Origin of the sequence: Enterobacter cloacae complex sp. SYL003 (assembly GCF_049236925.1) — a bacterium.
GTDB lineage: Bacteria > Pseudomonadota > Gammaproteobacteria > Enterobacterales > Enterobacteriaceae > Enterobacter > Enterobacter intestinihominis.
On the sequence record NZ_JBMKJK010000008.1, the window covers coordinates 54,072 to 72,654 of the forward strand.

An 18,583-nucleotide genomic window follows, 5' to 3' on the forward strand; every position below is an offset into this window, starting at 1 on the left:
CGGATGAGATTTCCTGAAGCGATAATTACCGTTTAAAGGTCACCGCTTCCGGCTGCGTCAGATGCAGCGTTGTCTGGCTGGGTACCGTCTCGGCGATAACCCGCCCGTGACGAACAGAATAACGCGCAGGCGTCTGGCGACGAACCGCATCAAAGCCATTTTCGGCCGGTAAAACAACCAGGTTCGCAGAATTACCCACCTTCACGCCGTAGTCCTGCAGGTTGAGCGTTTTCGCGCTGTGGGTGGTGATCAGATTCAGCCCGTCGTTAATCTGCCCGTACCCCATCAGCTGGCAGACGTGTAAACCCATATGCAGCACCTGCAACATATTGGCGGTGCCCAGGGGATACCACGGATCGAAAACGTCGTCATGCCCAAAGCAGACGTTGATCCCCGCCTCCAGCATCTCTTTCACGCGCGTTACGCCGCGGCGCTTAGGATAGGTGTCGAAACGGCCCTGAAGGTGGATGTTCACCAGCGGATTGGCGACGAAGTTGATGCCCGACATTTTCAGCAAACGAAACAGGCGGGACGCGTAGGCGCCATTATAGGAGTGCATCGCTGTGGTATGGCTGGCGGTAACGCGCGCGCCCATCCCGTCACGGTGCGCCAGCGCGGCGACGGTTTCCACGAAGCGCGACTGTTCATCATCGATTTCGTCGCAGTGTACGTCGATCAGCCTGTCGTACTTCTGCGCCAGTGCGAAGGTTTTGTGCAACGACTCCACACCATACTCGCGGGTAAATTCAAAGTGCGGAATTGCGCCAATAACGTCCGCCCCCATACGCACCGCCTCTTCCAGCAACGCTTCACCGTTGGGATAAGAAAGAATGCCCTCCTGGGGGAACGCCACGATTTGCAGATCGACCCACGGGGCGACCTCCTGCTTCACTTCCAGCATCGCTTTCAGCGCCGTCAGCGTGGGATCGGAGACGTCAACGTGAGTACGCACATGCTGAATGCCGTTGGCCATCTGCCACTTCAGCGTCTGCATTGCGCGGGTCTTAACATCTTCGTGGGTGAGCAGCGCCTTACGTTCAGCCCAGCGCTCAATCCCCTCGAATAAGGTACCAGACTGGTTCCAGCTCGGTTCACCAGCCGTTTGAGTGGTATCCAGATGGATATGCGGCTCAACGAAAGGGGGAATGACCAGCCCGCCTTCAGCATCAAGCACCTGGCCCGCAGGTGACGATGCCGCGTCCTGCGGTTCAATACGGCTAAAGCGCCCGTTTTCAATTGCGATCTGCCATAACCCCTCTTGCCCCTGTAAACGGGCCTGACGAATGGTGAGGGTATTATTCTGCATGGGGAGCCTCCGGGGCGGTAGCAAAGGTACGTCTGACTAAGGGGGTTAACAGAAGGTAGCTGAATACGCCACCGAGGACCGCATTCACCGGCACTATACCGGGAATAATATTCCCGGCAGCCACGCCGAGCGCGACCGAAAGAATGGCTACCCAGTTGACCGGCACAAAGGTAGCGCTATGGAAGCTGGCGTAGCGGCGGCGGTTGATCAGATAGTCGGCGATAATCACCCCACCGACGGGAGGGATCGCCGCCGACAGAAAGGTGAGCCAGCCGACAAAGTTATTGTACAGCCACAGCGCGCAGAGCGTGCCGATAATACCGTTAACCACCGACAGCGTGCGGCTGGAAAGGCCGGTCACGTTGGCAAAGCCCAGACCCGACGCATAGAGCGCGTTGTCGTTGGTTGTCCAGATGTTCAGGCCGAGAACGATAATGGCGGGCAGCAGTAGCCCCTGAGCGATCATCACGTCCGAGATATCCGCCTGTCCAACTGCCGCGGCGCCTGCCGCACCGAAGATAAACATCAGCGAGTTGCCAAGGAAAAACGCCACCATTGCCACCACCACGGCGCCTTTCGCGTTACGCCCAAAGCGGACGAAGTCGGCGGTCAGCGTTCCGGCGCTGATGAAGGAGCCGACGACCAGCGCCAGCGCGCCTGAAAAACTGAGCGGGGTCTGTGGCACCATCGCTTTTAAATGATCCAGCCCGCCCACGCCGTGCACCGCCAGCCAGACGGAGTAGCTGCCGAGGATAACTATCGCGGGAACGGCGATGATCGACAGAATCGTCAGCGCTGAGATACCAAAGAAGATGGTCATGGTCATCAACAGACCGGATACCGCGATCAGGATATTGACGTCGATGCCCGTGGCTTTACTCACCGGGATGGCAAACATCGCTACGCCGACGCCAAACCATCCTACCTGCGTACCGCCTAAAAGCATGGAGGGAAGCCAGGAACCTTTTATACCGAACGAGTAACGCGCAAGAAGATGGGTTGAGAGGCCGGTTTTTGCGCCAATGTAGCCAAGAAAAGCAGTGTAAATACCGAGGAGGAGATTGCCGAAGAGAACTGCGAGGAAGAAATCATTATAGGAAAGACCGGTACCGAGCGTACCTCCGGTCCACATACTGGCGGAAAAAAAGGTTAACCCTAACATCACAAAAGTGAGTGGAATCACGCCTTTCCGCGCCGCCAGAGGGACGGGGCCCTGGCTATAATTGTTATCTTGCGACACAACGCCTCCTTGAATTTTGGCCAAAAAATCCGCCGCATAATATACAGTTTTTTCATGAAAGCAAACGTTTACGTCAGGATTTACGCTGCTTTTTTGCTTAAAAAGGTATCATTAACTTAAGGGCAGGCTACTGAAAACAGGCTCCCCAGCGTTCCGCTTTATGCTTCTGCCGGGGAGTCAGAGGGGCTTACACTTCCAGGAAGTTCATGATCCCGTCAGCCGCTTTACGGCCTTCGGCAATCGCCGTCACCACCAGGTCAGAGCCGCGAACGATGTCGCCACCGGCGAAGATTTTCGGGTTGCTGGTCTGGAACGCGTTGTCGCTGCCTTCCGGCGCAATTATGCGGCCCTGAGAGTCCAGCTCTACGCTGTGCTTCGCCAGCCACTCCATGCTGTGAGGACGGAAACCAAACGCCATCACCACGGCGTCAGCCGGGATCACGTGTTCAGAACCGGCCACGATCTCCGCGCGACGACGGCCTTTCGCATCCGGCGCGCCCATCTCCGTGCGCGCCATCTTCACGCCGCTCACTCTACCGTTGGCATTCACCTCAATACCCAGAGGCTGGATGTTGAACTGGAACTCCACGCCCTCTTCACGCGCGTTTTTCACTTCGCGCTTAGAGCCCGGCATGTTCTCTTCGTCACGACGGTAGGCGCAGATGACGTGCGCCGCGTTCTGACGAATGGAGGTACGCACGCAGTCCATCGCGGTATCACCGCCGCCCAGCACCACCACGCGTTTGCCTTCCATGCTGACGAACGGCTCATCGGCGGTCTCACCGTAGCCCATGATCTGCTTGGTGTTGGCAATCAGGAACGGCAGCGCGTCGTACACGCCCGGCGCATCTTCGTTCTCCAGGCCACCGCGCATGGACTGATAAGTACCCACGCCCAGGAACACGGCGTCGTAATCCTTCAGCAGGTCGTCGAGCTGCACGTCACGGCCCACTTCCACGTTCAGTTTGAACTCAATGCCCATGCCGGTGAAGATTTCGCGGCGGCGGGTCATCACCTCTTTCTCCAGCTTGAAGGCCGGGATACCGAAGGTCAGCAGGCCGCCAATCTCCGGGTGGCGATCAAAGACCACCGCTTTCACGCCGTTACGGGTCAGCACGTCCGCACAGGCAAGGCCTGCCGGGCCCGCGCCAATAATCGCCACGCGCTTGTCGGTTTGACGCACGCCGGTCATATCCGGACGCCAGCCCATTTCGAACGCTTTATCGTTGATATAACGTTCGATGTTGCCGATGGTCACCGCGCCAAACTCGTCGTTCAGCGTACAGGAGCCTTCACACAGACGATCCTGAGGGCACACGCGGCCGCACACTTCCGGCAGGGTGTTGGTCTGATGAGACAGCTCGGCGGCTTCAAAAATACGCCCTTCGTTGGCCAGCTTCAGCCAGTTCGGGATGTAGTTATGGACCGGACACTTCCATTCGCAGTAAGGGTTACCGCAGGACAGGCAGCGGTCTGCCTGTGCTTTGGCCTGGCCTTCTGAAAACGGCTCGTAGATTTCAACAAATTCAATTTTACGGATCTTCAGCGGTTTCTTTGGCGGATCAACACGCTGAAGGTCGATAAACTGGTAAACGTTCTGGCTCATCTGAATTCCTTACTGCGCCTGCACGCGCAGCTCTGCTGCGCTACGACTACGGTGACCCAACAGGGCTTTAACATCGCTGGACTTCGGCTTAACCAGCGCAAATTTCGCAGAGAACGCCGGCCAGTTCGCCAGGATCTCTTCGCCGCGCGAAGAACCGGTATGCTGCACGTGTTCGGTAATTAAGCCGCGCAGGTGTTCTTCGTGGATGGCCAGCGTATCAACGTCCAGCACTTCCACCAGTTCCGGGTTCACGCGTTTGCGGAACTCACCGTCTTCATCCAGGACGTAGGCAAAACCGCCCGTCATGCCCGCGCCAAAGTTCACGCCGGTTTTACCCAGGACGCACACAATTCCGCCCGTCATGTATTCACAGCCGTTATCGCCGATGCCTTCCACCACGGTGATGGCACCGGAGTTACGCACCGCAAAACGCTCGCCCGCACGGCCCGCGGCAAACAGACGACCGCCGGTTGCACCGTACAGACAGGTATTGCCGATGATGCTTGCTTCATGGCTGCGGAAGGCTGAACCAACCGGAGGTCGCACCGCCAGCAGACCGCCCGCCATGCCTTTTCCGACGTAGTCGTTGGCATCACCGGTCAGGTATAACTCAACGCCGCCCGCGTTCCACACACCGAAGCTCTGACCCGCGGTACCGCTGAAGTGCGCGGTAATCGGATCCGACGCCAGGCCCTGGTCACCGTGCGTTTGCGCGATGTAACCGGAGAGGGATGCACCCACGGAACGATCGGTGTTGCGGATATCAAACCAGAACGTTTTGCTCTGCTTCTCATCCACGTACGGCTTCGCCTGTTGCAGCAGCTGCGCGTTCAGCACGCCGTTGTCGAACGGCGGGTTGTTCTCGGTGCAGTAAACCGCTTTGCCAGGATGCGGCTGAGCGGTTTCCAGCAGCTTAGACAGCTCCAGCTTCTGCTGCTTGGCCGTGAAGCCCTCAAGCTCTTTCAGCAGGTCGGTACGGCCAATCAGATCCACCAGACGCTTCACGCCCAGCTGCGCCATCAGCTCGCGGGTTTCACGGGCGATGAAGTCAAAGTAGTTAGTCACTTTGAACGGGAGGCCGTGATAGTGATTCTTACGCAGCTTTTCGTCCTGGGTAGCAACGCCCGTTGCGCAGTTGTTCAGGTGGCAAATACGCAGGTATTTACAGCCGAGCGCAACCATCGGGCCGGTACCGAAGCCGAAGCTTTCCGCACCCAGAATCGCCGCTTTGATGATGTCGAGGCCGGTTTTCAGCCCGCCGTCTACCTGCAAACGGATCTTGTGACGCAGGCCGTTGGCGACCAGCGCCTGCTGGGTTTCCACCAGACCAAGCTCCCACGGACAACCCGCGTATTTTACGGAGGAGAGCGGGCTTGCGCCGGTGCCGCCGTCGTAGCCGGCGATGGTGATCAGATCCGCATAGGCTTTCGCCACGCCGGTGGCGATGGTGCCAACGCCCGGCTCGGAAACCAGCTTCACGGAGATCATCGCTTTCGGGTTGACCTGTTTCAGGTCGAAAATCAGCTGCGCCAGATCCTCGATAGAGTAAATATCGTGGTGTGGCGGCGGGGAGATCAGCGTCACGCCCGGCACCGAGTAGCGAAGCTTAGCGATGTACGGGGTGACTTTATCACCCGGCAGCTGACCGCCTTCACCCGGTTTTGCCCCCTGCGCGACCTTAATCTGGATCACGTCGGCGTTAACCAGGTACGCAGGCGTTACGCCGAAACGGCCGGACGCTACCTGCTTGATACGGGACACTTTATTGGTGCCGTAACGGGCAGGATCTTCACCGCCTTCGCCGGAGTTGGAGTTGCCGCCGATGCTGTTCATGGCTTCCGCCAGCGCTTCGTGGGCTTCCGGGCTCAGCGCGCCGATGGACATCGCCGCGGTATCGAAACGTTTGAACAGCTCAGATGCGGGTTCAACCTCGTCAATGCTGACCGCTTCCTCACCCGGATTGAGGGCAATGAGATCGCGCAGCGTCGCCGCCGGACGGTTGTTCACCAGCTCAGCATACTGCTGATAATCGCTGTACTCGCCGCTTTGCACCGCCTGTTGGAGTGTGCGCACCACGTCCGGGTTATAAGCGTGATACTCACCCCCGTGAACGTATTTCAGCAGACCGCCCTGTTCCAGCGGCTTACGTGCCAGCCAGGCGCGTTTCGACAGGTTCACCAGATCCTGCTGGAAGTCAGCAAAGCCTGCGCCACCAATACGGCTGATCACGCCCTGGAAGCAGAGGTTGGCAACGTCGTCATGCAGACCGACCGCTTCAAACAGCTTCGAGCAGCGGTATGAGGCGATGGTCGAGATGCCCATTTTGGACATGATCTTGTACAGACCTTTGTTGATGCCGTTACGGTAGTTCAGCATCACAGCACGGTAGTCTTTGTCGATCGCGCGGGTATCCACCAGGCGGGCCAGTGTTTCGTAGGCCAGATACGGGTAGATCGCCGTGGCGCCAAAGCCTAACAGCACCGCAAAGTGGTGCGGGTCGCGCGCGCTCGCAGTTTCAACGATGATGTTGGCATCGCAGCGCAGGCTCTTGTCCACCAGACGCGTCTGGATAGCCCCCACCGCCATGGGTGCAGGTACCGGCAGACGGTTTTTCGCGATGTTGCGGTCAGACAGCACCAGCAGAACGGTGCCGTTACGCACCATCTGCTCGGCTTTGTCGCACAGCGCGTTCACCGTCTCTTCGAGGCTCGTTTCGGTCACGTCGAAGGTGATATCGAGCGTGTCGGCGCGATAGTGCTCCTCGGTCATGGTGGTGAGCTGTTTGAAATCGGAGTACAGCAGGATCGGTGATTTAAAGGTCAGACGGTGCGCCTGGCCTTCGGCTTCACAGAATACGTTCATCTCACGGCCGATGCTGGTGGCCAGCGACATGACGTGGGCTTCGCGCAGCGGATCGATTGGCGGGTTGGTGACTTGCGCAAACTGCTGACGGAAATAGTCGTAAATAATGCGTGGCTGGCTGGAGAGCACAGCAAACGGGGTATCGTCACCCATTGAGCCGACCGCTTCCTGGCCGTTTTCGCCGAGCACGCGAATAACCGAGTCCAGCTCTTCCGCGCTGTAGTTAAACTGCTTCTGGAAGCTCGCGAGGGTGTCATCGTCCAGCTCGCGGCTACCCACTTCTTCGTCCGACAGATCTTCAAACGGCACCAGACGACGCACGTTTTTCTCCATCCACTCTTTGTACGGATGGCGGCTCTTCAGATCGTTGTCGGTTTCAGCAGAGTGCAGAATACGCCCACCGCGGGTGTCGATCACCATCAGCTCACCCGGTCCGACGCGGCCTTTCTCGACCACTTCGTCTGGCTGGTAATCCCAGATACCCACTTCAGAGGCACAGGTGATGAGCTTGTCTTTGGTAATGACATAGCGCGCCGGACGCAGACCGTTACGGTCCAGGTTACAGGCGGCAAAACGTCCGTCGGACATAACGATGCCTGCCGGGCCATCCCACGGCTCCATGTGCATGGAGTTAAAGTCAAAGAACGCGCGCAGCTCAGGGTCCATATCCGGGTTGTTCTGCCAGGCCGGCGGTACAAGCAGACGCATGGCGCGTACGATATCCATACCGCCCGCCAGCAGCAGTTCCAGCATGTTATCCATTGAGCTGGAGTCCGAGCCGGTTTCGTTCACGAACGGCGCGGCATCGTGCAGGTCCGGGATCAGCGGGGTCTGGAACTTATAGGTACGGGCGCGGGCCCACTGGCGGTTACCGGTGATGGTGTTGATCTCACCGTTGTGCGCCAGGTAGCGGAACGGCTGAGCCAGCGGCCAGCGTGGAACGGTGTTGGTGGAGAAGCGCTGGTGGAACAGGCAAATGGCCGATTCCAGACGCAGATCCGCCAGGTCCAGGTAGAAGCGCGGCAGGTCAGCCGGCATGCACAGACCTTTATAGATGTTCACCAGGTTAGAGAGGCTACAGACGTAGAACTCTTTATCGTCCTGAAGACGTTTTTCAATGCGGCGGCGGGCAATAAACAGACGGCGTTCCATATCACGCGGACGCCAGCCCGCAGGCGCGTTGACGAAAATCTGTTCAATACGAGGCAGCGAGGAGAGGGCGATTTCACCGAGCACCCCTTCGTTGGTTGGCACATCGCGCCAGCCGACAATCGATAGGGTTTCACGCTGAAGTTCTTCTTCAACGATGCGGCGTGACGCGGCAGCTTTTTCAGGATCCTGATTCAGGAACAGCATACCGACAGCGTAGTTTTTAGCTAAACGCCAGCCGCGCTCTTCCGCCACGATGCGGAAGAAACGATCCGGTTTTTGCAGCAGCAGACCGCAACCGTCGCCGGTTTTACCATCGGCAAGGATGGCGCCACGGTGCTGCATACGGGCCAGTGCGTGAATAGCAGTACGCACTACCTTGTGGCTAGGTTCGCCTTCTATGTGGGCGATCAGGCCGAAACCACAGTTATCCTTCTCAAGGGATTTATCGTACAACATATCAGTGAACCTCCCCAGGCTCGTCGGGCTTCCCACTGAACTTTACCGTGGCGCACAGGCGCAGAAAGAGCATGGCGACGGGGTTAGCGTTTCATACGCGGACCTCGCATTCGCCCTCTTTTTCATCCTTTCGCGCAGGTAAACAAGTTTGAGGACTTGCTTCAGAGGGAATCTCAATTACTGCATAAATATGATGAGCAGGCCGCTCATCCAGAAAGCTTCCAGCGGATTCCCAACTTATCGGGAATTGGTACACAGGTCAAATGGCAATCTTATTTATACAAAAATGTGCTAAAGAGTGCTCATATTGTTGTTTTTATTGATTATTTCACTATTTTTACAACCACTTAAAGCGCCGGGAAGGTGCAGGGGAGTGTGATCTGACTCACTATATGAAAGCGGTATTATCAATGCAGCGTGCTGAAATGCAGATTTATAGCAGAATAATAATCTGGGGTGGCATTCAAACCCGCATAAAGTCACTGTTTTTCAGACCTGGCGCTATAAATGAAAAAAACCATCAGAACATAAGGAAAAGTAATTACGTGCAGGGTGAATGAAATCTCGGTAATCGTGATTATTTATTCAAATAGATAAAGGCCGTCCAGGGCGATTGATCCAGGTCATCGCCGACAGAGGCTAAAAATGGCAGGCTTGTCCCCTTTCTTCGGGACGGTCTATCAGATTATGCAGTTACAGAAATTAGTCAATATGTTTGGTGGGGATCTTTTGCAGCGCTACGGACAAAAGGTTCACAAACTGACGCTGCACGGCGGCTTTAGCTGTCCGAACCGCGATGGCACCATCGGGCGTGGTGGCTGCACCTTCTGTAACGTGGCCTCGTTTGCTGATGAAGCCCAACAGCATAAATCTATCGCTGAACAGGTCGCCCATCAGGCGAGTCTGGTGAACCGCGCGAAGCAATATCTGGCCTATTTCCAGGCCTACACCAGCACGTGGGCGGAGGTGCAGGTGCTGCGCGCTATGTATCAACAGGCGGTTGCTCAAGCGAACATTGTCGGGCTGTGCGTGGGGACGCGTCCGGACTGCGTGCCGGACGCCGTGCTGGATTTACTTAGTGAGTACAAAGAGAAGGGCTACGAGATCTGGCTGGAGCTGGGCTTGCAGACCGCGCACGACAAAACCCTGCACCGTATCAATCGCGGGCATGATTTTGCTTGCTACCAGCGCACCACGCGTCTCGCCCGCGAGCGTGGATTAAAAGTCTGCTCGCATCTGATTGTCGGCTTGCCGGGAGAAGGGCAGCAGCATGGCCTTGAAACGCTGGAAAAAGTCGTCGAGACCGGCGTGGACGGCATTAAGCTGCACCCGCTGCATATCGTTACGGGAAGCATTATGGCGAAAGCCTGGGAAGCGGGGCGGTTAAGTGGCATCGAACTCGACGACTATACGGTGACGGCGGGGGAGATGATTCGCCACACGCCGCCGGAGATTGTTTACCACCGCATCTCGGCAAGCGCCCGCCGCCCAACGCTTCTGGCACCGCTCTGGTGTGAGAACCGCTGGACGGGGATGCTGGAAATCGACCGCTATCTACAGGAGAACGGCGTACAGGGGTCGGCGCTTGGCCGCCCGTGGGTTCCACCGCTACCGGCGACGGCCGCCTAACAGACTTCCCAGCATGCCGCGCACTATCTGGTTGGTAATCTGACGCGTCGCGCTTTTTGCCATGGTCTGCACCACGCCATCGCGTTTGCCGCCGCGCGGCCCGGTGCTGCCGAACAGAATATCTTTCAGCCCGCCGAGAATACCGTCGTCCACGGCTACAGATTGCCCTTTGGCGGCAGGCGCATCCTGCGATTCGGCAGTCGCCTGCACCCCTTTTTGCAGCATCTCGAATGCGGATTCGCGATCCACCTCGTCTTCATACTTCCCGTACACCGGGGAGTGGTTGATCAGGCCGTTGCGTTCATCGTCCGTTACTGGCCCCATGCGCGAGCAGGGCGCAATCACCATCGCGCGCTCGACAACTGTCGGGCTGCCTTTTGCATCGAGGAACGAAATCAGCGCTTCACCGGTGCCCAGCGCCTGAATGGCGGTTTCGGTATCAAAGGCCGGATTGGCACGCATGGTTTGCGCCGCGGCTTTCACCGCTTTTTGATCTTTCGGCGTAAAGGCGCGCAGGGCGTGCTGCACGCGGTTACCCAGTTGCCCCAGTACGTTGTCCGGAATATCCGACGGGTTTTGCGACACAAACCAGACCCCGACGCCTTTGGAGCGGATCAGGCGGATAACCTGTTCAATTTTATCCAGCAGCACCTGCGGCGCGTCGTTAAACAACAGGTGCGCTTCGTCAAAGAAGAACACCAGTTTGGGTTTTTCCAGATCGCCTGCTTCCGGCAGTTGTTCGTAGAGTTCAGAGAGCATCCACAGCAGGCTGGCGGCGTAGAGCTTCGGCATCTGGTAGAGCTTCTCTGCGCTCAGAATGTTGATGATGCCTTTGCCGCTGCTGTCGGTGCGCATCCAGTCTTTGATATCCAGCATTGGCTCGCCGAAGAAATGCTCGGCGCCCTGTTGCTCCAGCGTCAGGAGCCCGCGCTGAATGGCGCCCACCGAGGCGCTGCTGATATTGCCGTACTGGTTCTGGAAGGATTTGGCGTTATCGCCAATGTACTGGGTGATGGCGCGCAGATCTTTGAAGTCGAGCAGCAGTAAGCCCTGATCGTCGGCGATACGGAAAATAATGTTCAGCACCCCGGACTGCACGTCGTTAAGATTAAGCAGACGGGCCAGCAGCAAAGGGCCGAGGTCGGAGACGGTGGCGCGCACCGGATGCCCTTTTTCGCCGAAGATATCCCAGACCACCACTGGATTACCGTGCGGCGTCCAGTCCGTGATGCCGATATTTTTCAGGCGCTCGAGCAGTTTTTCTGACGCCGTGCCTTCCTGAGCCACCCCGGTTAAATCGCCCTTCACGTCAGCCATAAAAACCGGCACGCCAGCCTCGGACAACGACTCAGCCAGCTTTTGCAGGGTGACGGTTTTTCCCGTCCCGGTCGCGCCGGTGATCAGGCCATGACGGTTCGCCATCGCGGGCAGTAAAAACAGCTCTTTTTCCAGCGTCCTGGCGATTAACAATGGTGTACTCATGATGCACGTCCTCTCGTAGTCCTGGGTGGAGTATAGGCAACCTGACGGCAAAATGTCTGCGTAAATTCCTCACTTTGCGGCGCATTATCCAGTGCGGACTATGCTTTTGCATACGGTAAACAAAATTTTGGGAAACTATGTCCAGATTCTTTTTTAACGACCGCAAACAGCTTGTCAACGATGCCATTGAAGGCATACTTCTCTCCGCGCCGCACGGTAATCTCGTCAAACTGGATATCGATCCGGCCATCCGCGTGGTGGCACGCGGCGACTGGGATAAAAGCCGCGTGGCGGTGATCTCCGGTGGCGGCTCCGGCCATGAACCGGCACATGCCGGGTTCGTCGGTAAAGGCATGCTTACCGCAGCGGTGTGTGGCGATTTGTTCGCCTCCCCAAGCGTGGATGCGGTCCTCAATGCCATTGTGGCGGTGACGGGCGATCGTGGCTGCCTGCTAATTGTGAAAAACTACACCGGCGACCGGCTTAACTTTGGCCTGGCAGCGGAAAAAGCCAAACGCTACGGCCTGAAGGTGGAGATGGTTATCGTCGCGGATGATATTGCCCTGCCGGATAACAAGCAACCGCGTGGTATCGCGGGAACGGCGCTGGTGCATAAGATTGCGGGATATGCGGCAGAGCAGGGGAAATCGCTAAACGACGTGCGGGATATAGCGCAACAGGCCTGCGATAACCTCTGGAGCCTGGGCGTGGCGATGCAAACGTGCAACCTGCCGGGCAGCGATGATGAAGAGGGGCGCATAAAACAAGGCCATGTCGAGCTGGGTTTGGGCATTCACGGCGAGCCGGGGGCATCGGTGGTGGATACGCAAAACAGCAAAGCCATTATCGACACGCTGGTGACGCCGTTACGCGCGCAGGCGGGTGACGGGCGCTTTGCGGTGCTGATCAACAACCTCGGCGGCGTGTCAGCGCTTGAGATGGCTCTGCTCACCAAAGAGCTGGCGCATTCGGCGCTGAAAGAGAACATTGCGTATCTGATTGGCCCGGCGCCGCTGGTGAGTGCGCTGGATATGAAAGGGTTTTCGCTAACGCTGTTAAAGCTCAGCGATTTCTTCGAGAAGGCGATACACGCCGAGGTCGAGACGCTGGGCTGGCAGAAGCCCGTCGCGTTCGCGCCCCTGCGTACCGTCCCCCATAGCGCCCTTCATGACCGCGTGGAATATACCCCATCGGACAATCCGCAGGTGAGCGAGGCCGTCGCTTCGGTAACGAAGACATTGATCCAGCTGGAAAACCGCCTCAACGCGCTGGATGCCAAAGTAGGCGATGGCGATACGGGCTCCACCTTTGCGCAAGGGGCGCGGGATATTGCGCAGCGACTTGAGGAGAACAACCTGCCCCTTAACGACGTGCCGACATTACTCCTGCTGGTGGGGGAGCGGCTGGCTACGGTAATGGGCGGGTCGAGCGGGGTGCTGATGTCGATCTTCTTCACGGCGGCAGGACAAAAGCTTCACGATGGACAGCCGCTACCAGAAGCATTGTTGAGCGGACTGGCGCAGATGAAGCAGTATGGCGGTGCAGATCTTGGGGATCGCACGCTGATCGATGCCCTGCAACCGGCGCTGGAGGCGTTAAGGGATGGCGATCTGCGGACGGCGGCGCAGGCTGCGCAGCAGGGCGCCGAAGCAACGGCGAAAATGGCGAAAGCCGGCGCGGGACGCTCGTCGTATGTCAATAAAGAGAATCTGGACGGGGTGATGGATCCGGGGGCAGTCGCGGTGGCGGAAGTATTTAACATATTGGCGCAGTAGCAAATGTAGGCCGGGTAAGGCGAAGCCGCTACCCGGCAAACTTACATCAGAAATCCGCTTTCAACACCACGCGGTAGCGGGCTTTGCCGTCGCGCACGTGCTGGATCGCTTCGTTGATTTTTGACATCGGATACAGTTCGGTGGTCGGTGACACTTTTGTGCGTCCGGCAAACTTCATCAGCTTGCGCAGCTCGTACGGTGTACCGGTCGCGGAGCCTGACACGCTGCGATCCCCGCCGATCAGGGTAAACGCCGGAACCGGCAGCGGCTTCATCACCGCACCCACGGTGTGGAAGTTACCGCCGTAGGCCAGGGCTTCAAAGTACGGCTGCCAGTCGAGATCGACGTTCACGGTATTGATGATCAGATCAAACTGACCCGCCAGTGCGGTAAGCGACTGCGGATCGCGGCTGTTCACCACTTTATCCGCACCCATCGCCAGCACTTCCTGCTCTTTCGCCGGGTTAGAGCTGAACGCCGTCACTTCACAACCCATCGCATGCAGCAGTTTGATGGCAATATGCCCCAGCCCGCCAATACCGATCACGCCCACGCGGCTGGTGGCAGTTACGTGATGCATCAGCAGCGGTTTAAATACGGTTATACCGCCACACAGCAGCGGACCTGCGGATTCAATATCAATGCTGTCCGGCAGCGGGATAACCCATTGCCAGTCGGCGCGTAGTTTATCGGCGAAACCACCCTTGTTCAGGATGGTCGGCGTAGCGCCCTCAAGGCAGTTGATCTGGTTACCGCTAATACAGGCGTCGCAGTGGCCGCAGCTGCGTGCCGTCCAGCCGATACCCACGCGCTGGCCCACTTTCAGCCCTTTGTCCTGCGCGGCGCTGCCGAGTGCCACGACGCGGCCAATGACTTCGTGCCCGGCAACCAGCGGATAGCTGGAAAAGCCCCATTCATTGTCGATCATCGAGAGGTCTGAATGGCAGATCCCGCAGTAATCCACCTGTACTTCGACGTCTTCCGCTTTTAGTTCGCCCGCATCGTACTCGTACAGCTCAAGTTCTGCACCCGCCTGCGGTGCGGCGTAGCTTTTTATCTTCGACATCGCGTTTCCCCTGTTTTGGTGTGAACTGTGAGTGTAGAGCATTCAGTTTACAGACGCTTAACAGAAGACGGCAGGAACAAAACTTACAGACTTTTCAGCATCCTGACTTCGCAGTCCACGTGGCCCGTGCAGCCCAGTGGCGCATCGATATGCTTAAAGCCCAGATGTTCATAAAGGCCAATGGCCTCTTTAAGGAAAGCGGTGGTTTCAAGGTAGCAACGTTTAAAGCCCTGTGAGCGTGCATGTTCCAGGGCGACCAGCGCCAGCTTTTTCGCCAGGCCTTGTCCGCGTATCGTTGGCAGGAAATACATTTTCTGGAGTTCACAGATATCCGGCTCGCTGCAGAGCAGGGGGGCAATGCCGCCGCCGCCCACGACCTGTCCGTCCTGCTCGATGACCCAATAGGCATGGCCCGGCTGGCTGTACAGCTGAAAAAGTTCGTCCAGATTGGGATCGGCCACGGTGTAGCCTTTGTCGGCGGTCAGGCCATATTCGGCCGATACCGTGCGGATAACGGCGGCGATAGCCGGGTTGTCCTGCTCAGTGATCCGACGCATTGTCGTCGCGACGGGGGTAATCACGCTCATAGCATTACTCATGACAAAAATTGACACACAACTGCTGTTAATAGCACCGCAGAAAGGGGAGTGCAAGCGAGGAGTTTTCAGGAAGGATACCCCTTACGCCCTGAAGCGTAAGGGGTAAAAGCATTACAGGGCTGCAATAACCGCCTGCTGCTCGATCAGTTTGGTCTTCGCATCGGCGAAGGCAACCAGACGCTCACGCTCTTTGGCGATGACCGCTTCCGGCGCGCGGGCCACAAAGCCCTCGTTCGCCAGTTTGCTTTCGATTTTGCCAATTTCCACGTCGACTTTCGCCACTTCTTTCGCCAGACGAGCCAGCTCAGCGTCTTTGTCGATCAGGCCCGCCATCGGGATCAACAGCTCCGCGCCGTCGATTATTTTGGTCACGGAAACCGGACCTTTATCATCGGCAGGCAGCACGGTGATGCTTTCCAGACGCGCCATGGTTTTCAGGAAGGTGTTGTTCTCGGTGACGCGACGAACGGCAGCTTCGCTGCAACCGCGCAGCAGCAGCTCCAGTGGTTTACCCGGAGCGATGTTCATTTCCGCGCGGATGTTACGTACCGCAACGATCGCCTGTTTCAGCCACTCGGTATCCGCAGACGCGGCTTCATCCACTTTCGCGGCATCGAATGCCGGGAACGGCTGGAGCATGATGGTATCGGCGTTTATACCGGCAATTACCTTCACGCGCTGCCAGATGGTTTCGGTGATGAACGGAATGATCGGGTGCGCAAGGCGCAGCAGACCTTCCAGAACGGTAATCAGCGTATTACGCGTACCGCGCAGCTCCGCCTCAGTGCCGCCGTTCATGACCGGCTTCGCCAGCTCCAGATACCAGTCACAGAACTGGTTCCAGGTGAATTCGTACAGGATGCCTGCCGCGATGTCGAAGCGGTAACTGTCCAGCGCGTCGCGGAACGATTTCACCGTCTGGTTAAATTCCGCCAGGATCCAGCGGTCTGCCAGAGACAGGGTCATTTCGCCGCCGTTAAAGCCGCAATCCTGATCTTCGGTGTTCATCAACACGAAGCGGCTGGCGTTCCACAGCTTGTTACAGAAGTTACGGTAACCTTCCAGACGCTTCATATCCCAGTTGATGTCACGACCGGTGGAGGCCAGCGCCGCCAGGGTGAAGCGCAGGGCGTCGGTACCGTGAGATTCGATCCCGTTCGGGAACTGCTTCTCGGTACGCTTGCGGATTTTCTCCGCCAGCTGCGGCTGCATCATGTTGCCGGTACGTTTTTCCAGCAGCTCTTCCAGAGAGATACCATCAACCATGTCCAGCGGGTCGATAACGTTACCCTTGGATTTGGACATCTTCTGGCCTTCGTCGTCGCGGATCAGGCCGGTCATGTAGACGGTATGGAACGGAACCTGCGGCTTGCCATCTTCGTCTTTGATGAAGTGCATGGTCATCATGATCATGCGGGCGATCCAGAAGAAGATGATGTCGAAGCCGGAGACCATCACGCTGGTTGGGTGGAACTGACGCAGCGCGTCGGTGTTTTCCGGCCAGCCGAGGGTCGAGAAGGTCCACAGCGCGGAAGAGAACCAGGTATCCAGCACGTCTTCGTCCTGGCGCAGCGCAACGTCAGCGCCCAGGTTGTTTTCCTGACGCACTTCCTCTTCGGTGCGGCCAACGTAGACGTTGCCTTCATTGTCGTACCACGCCGGGATACGGTGACCCCACCACAGCTGACGGGAGATACACCAGTCCTGAATATCGCGCATCCAGGAGAAGTACATGTTTTCGTACTGCTTCGGCACGAACTGAATGCTGCCGTTCTCAACCGCTTCCACAGCCGGTTTCGCCAGCACGTCGGCACGCACGTACCACTGATCGGTCAGCATTGGCTCGATAACTACGCCGCCACGGTCGCCGTACGGCACGGTCAGATCGTGAGGTTTAATCTCTTCCAGCAGGCCGAGCGCGTCCACGGCGGCTACGACGGCTTTACGCGCGGCAAAGCGCTCCAGCTTCTGGAACTCAGCCGGGATGTCGCTGGAATAAACGTCGGATTCGTTGCCTTTGGTGTCGTACACTTCTGCGCTTTCGCGGATATCGCCGTCGAAGGTCAGAATGTTGATCATCGGAAGTTGATGGCGACGACCGACTTCATAGTCGTTAAAGTCGTGTGCCGGAGTGATTTTCACGCAGCCGGTGCCTTTTTCCATGTCGGCGTGTTCGTCGCCCACAATCGGAATACGGCGGTTCACCAGCGGCAGCACCACAAATTTGCCGATCAGATCTTTATAGCGCGGATCTTCCGGGTTAACGGCCACGCCGGTATCGCCCAGCAGGGTTTCCGGACGGGTGGTCGCCACCACCAGGTAATCTTTACCGTCGGCGGTTATCGCGCCGTCGGCCAGCGGATAGCGGATGTGCCACATGGAGCCTTTAGACTCGCGGTTTTCCACTTCCAGGTCAGAGATGGCGGTACGCAGTTTCGGGTCCCAGTTGACCAGGCGTTTGCCACGGTAAATCAGGTCTTCTTTGTACAGGCGCACGAAGACTTCTTTCACGGCGTTGGACAGGCCTTCGTCCATGGTGAAGCGCTCACGCTCCCAGTCCACGGAGTTGCCGAGACGGCGCATCTGACGGGTAATAGTGCCGCCGGATTCCGCTTTCCACTGCCAGATTTTGTCGATAAACGCGTCGCGACCGTAGTCGTGGCGGGTTTTACCCTCTTCAGCGGCAATTTTACGCTCCACCACCATCTGGGTCGCGATACCCGCGTGGTCAGTCCCCGCCTGCCACAGGGTGTTTTTACCCTGCATACGCTGGTAGCGGATCATGGTATCCATGATGGTCTGCTGGAAAGCATGCCCCATATGCAAACTGCCGGTGACGTTCGGCGGCGGGATCATGATGCAGAAGGACTCTTTGCTTTCGTCGCCGTTAGGCTTGAAATAGCCCTGCTGTTCCCAGTGCTCGTAAAGCGGCTGTTCGATATCGCGTGGGTTATATGTCTTTTCCATTATTTCCAGGTTGCCGTATTCAGGTTAAAACCGGCCAGGCGGTACGCTTTGTAGCGTTCGCGCGCCAGTTGTTTCAAAGATTCTTCGTAAGGGACAAAGTCTACCACTTCTGTGAAAGCGGTGGCAAAATCTGCAAAGTCTGTCCGCAGGCTAATGAGAATGTCGCGCGCGCTGCTGTTGCGTTTTTGCGGCCAGGCAATCTCCACCGGTGCCCCGCCGCGTGGACCTTCGCCCGACAGGTTATGCGGAACAAAACTCTCCGGCGGGCGCGCCCATAGCGCTTCATCCAGACGAATCGCCTGCTGCTCATCTTCACAGGCAATCAGGACGCGTTTACCTGCGCGCCAACGTTCTGCGGCAATTTCACACACCAGTTGTTCAACGGCGCTGAGGCCATCCTGATGGGTGTCATTGTCCAGAAGGTAGAACGTTGCATTCTTCAT

The 18,583-nt window shown here is 57.5% G+C and carries 11 protein-coding genes; 2 read left to right on the top strand and 9 right to left on the bottom strand.

What is annotated here, in order from left to right; genetic code table 11:
- Positions 1 to 25 precede the first annotated feature (25 nt).
- From codA to gltB, 4 genes are all read right to left on the bottom strand, one after another.
- Entirely contained in the window at positions 26 to 1,306 is a 1,281-nt protein-coding gene (gene codA, locus ACOT1A_RS12045; protein WP_063146516.1) for a cytosine/isoguanine deaminase, read from the bottom strand.
- A complete protein-coding gene (gene codB, locus ACOT1A_RS12050) occupies positions 1,296 to 2,546 on the bottom strand; it encodes a cytosine permease (RefSeq protein ID WP_046620941.1) in 1,251 nt (416 codons plus the stop codon). The genes codA and codB overlap by 11 nt, the downstream gene beginning before the upstream one ends.
- A gap of 187 nt (positions 2,547 to 2,733) precedes the next feature.
- Positions 2,734 to 4,152: a glutamate synthase subunit GltD gene (gene gltD, locus ACOT1A_RS12055; protein ID WP_045622114.1), complete on the bottom strand. Its 1,419-nt coding sequence runs from the start codon at positions 4,150 to 4,152 to the stop codon at positions 2,734 to 2,736.
- Positions 4,153 to 4,161: 9 nt separating this feature from the next.
- A complete protein-coding gene (gltB, locus tag ACOT1A_RS12060) occupies positions 4,162 to 8,622 on the bottom strand; it encodes a glutamate synthase large subunit (RefSeq protein WP_022649542.1) in 4,461 nt (1,486 codons plus the stop codon).
- A 687-nt stretch (positions 8,623 to 9,309) separates the two neighbouring features.
- Between gltB and ACOT1A_RS12065 the strand changes: the two genes are divergently transcribed.
- On the top strand, positions 9,310 to 10,251 hold the full coding sequence (locus ACOT1A_RS12065; RefSeq protein WP_276170044.1) for a TIGR01212 family radical SAM protein: 942 nt from the start codon (positions 9,310 to 9,312) through the stop codon (positions 10,249 to 10,251).
- On the opposite strand, the gene ACOT1A_RS12070 is transcribed toward ACOT1A_RS12065, so the two are convergent.
- Positions 10,231 to 11,733, bottom strand: a complete 1,503-nt coding sequence (locus ACOT1A_RS12070) for a helicase HerA-like C-terminal domain-containing protein (protein WP_038416799.1) — start codon at positions 11,731 to 11,733, stop codon at positions 10,231 to 10,233. The genes ACOT1A_RS12065 and ACOT1A_RS12070 overlap by 21 nt on opposite strands.
- 137 nt (positions 11,734 to 11,870) lie before the next feature.
- Here ACOT1A_RS12070 and ACOT1A_RS12075 point away from each other — a divergent pair, with 137 nt between their 5' ends.
- On the top strand, positions 11,871 to 13,508 hold the full coding sequence (locus ACOT1A_RS12075; RefSeq protein WP_276170020.1) for a dihydroxyacetone kinase subunit DhaK: 1,638 nt from the start codon (positions 11,871 to 11,873) through the stop codon (positions 13,506 to 13,508).
- Between the two features lie 46 nt (positions 13,509 to 13,554).
- Here ACOT1A_RS12075 and ahr read toward each other — a convergent pair whose 3' ends face one another.
- From ahr to holC, 4 genes are all read right to left on the bottom strand, one after another.
- Positions 13,555 to 14,574 carry an NADPH-dependent aldehyde reductase Ahr gene (ahr, locus tag ACOT1A_RS12080; RefSeq protein ID WP_276170021.1) on the bottom strand — a complete coding sequence of 340 codons (1,020 nt, stop codon included), beginning with the start codon at positions 14,572 to 14,574 and terminating at the stop codon, positions 13,555 to 13,557.
- A gap of 83 nt (positions 14,575 to 14,657) precedes the next feature.
- Complete coding sequence (locus ACOT1A_RS12085) at positions 14,658 to 15,161, bottom strand: GNAT family N-acetyltransferase (protein WP_048966236.1); 504 nt, start codon at positions 15,159 to 15,161, stop codon at positions 14,658 to 14,660.
- Positions 15,162 to 15,284: 123 nt separating this feature from the next.
- Complete coding sequence (locus ACOT1A_RS12090) at positions 15,285 to 18,140, bottom strand: valine--tRNA ligase (RefSeq protein ID WP_276170022.1); 2,856 nt, start codon at positions 18,138 to 18,140, stop codon at positions 15,285 to 15,287.
- On the bottom strand, positions 18,140 to 18,583 hold the full coding sequence (holC, locus tag ACOT1A_RS12095; protein WP_003861884.1) for a DNA polymerase III subunit chi: 444 nt from the start codon (positions 18,581 to 18,583) through the stop codon (positions 18,140 to 18,142). The genes ACOT1A_RS12090 and holC overlap by 1 nt, the downstream gene beginning before the upstream one ends.

What these genes read in the sequence shown, in the direction of transcription:
- codA (WP_063146516.1), bottom strand. Translation starts at nt 1,306, where the DNA reads ATGCAGAATAATACCCTCACCATTCGTCAGGCCCGTTTACAGGGGCAA.
- gltD (WP_045622114.1), bottom strand. Translation starts at nt 4,152, where the DNA reads ATGAGCCAGAACGTTTACCAGTTTATCGACCTTCAGCGTGTTGATCCG.
- gltB (WP_022649542.1), bottom strand. Translation starts at nt 8,622, where the DNA reads ATGTTGTACGATAAATCCCTTGAGAAGGATAACTGTGGTTTCGGCCTG.
- ACOT1A_RS12065 (WP_276170044.1), top strand. Translation starts at nt 9,310, where the DNA reads ATGCAGTTACAGAAATTAGTCAATATGTTTGGTGGGGATCTTTTGCAG.
- ACOT1A_RS12070 (WP_038416799.1), bottom strand. Translation starts at nt 11,733, where the DNA reads ATGAGTACACCATTGTTAATCGCCAGGACGCTGGAAAAAGAGCTGTTT.
- ACOT1A_RS12075 (WP_276170020.1), top strand. Translation starts at nt 11,871, where the DNA reads ATGTCCAGATTCTTTTTTAACGACCGCAAACAGCTTGTCAACGATGCC.
- ahr (WP_276170021.1), bottom strand. Translation starts at nt 14,574, where the DNA reads ATGTCGAAGATAAAAAGCTACGCCGCACCGCAGGCGGGTGCAGAACTT.
- ACOT1A_RS12085 (WP_048966236.1), bottom strand. Translation starts at nt 15,161, where the DNA reads ATGAGCGTGATTACCCCCGTCGCGACGACAATGCGTCGGATCACTGAG.
- ACOT1A_RS12090 (WP_276170022.1), bottom strand. Translation starts at nt 18,140, where the DNA reads ATGGAAAAGACATATAACCCACGCGATATCGAACAGCCGCTTTACGAG.
- holC (WP_003861884.1), bottom strand. Translation starts at nt 18,583, where the DNA reads ATGAAGAATGCAACGTTCTACCTTCTGGACAATGACACCCATCAGGAT.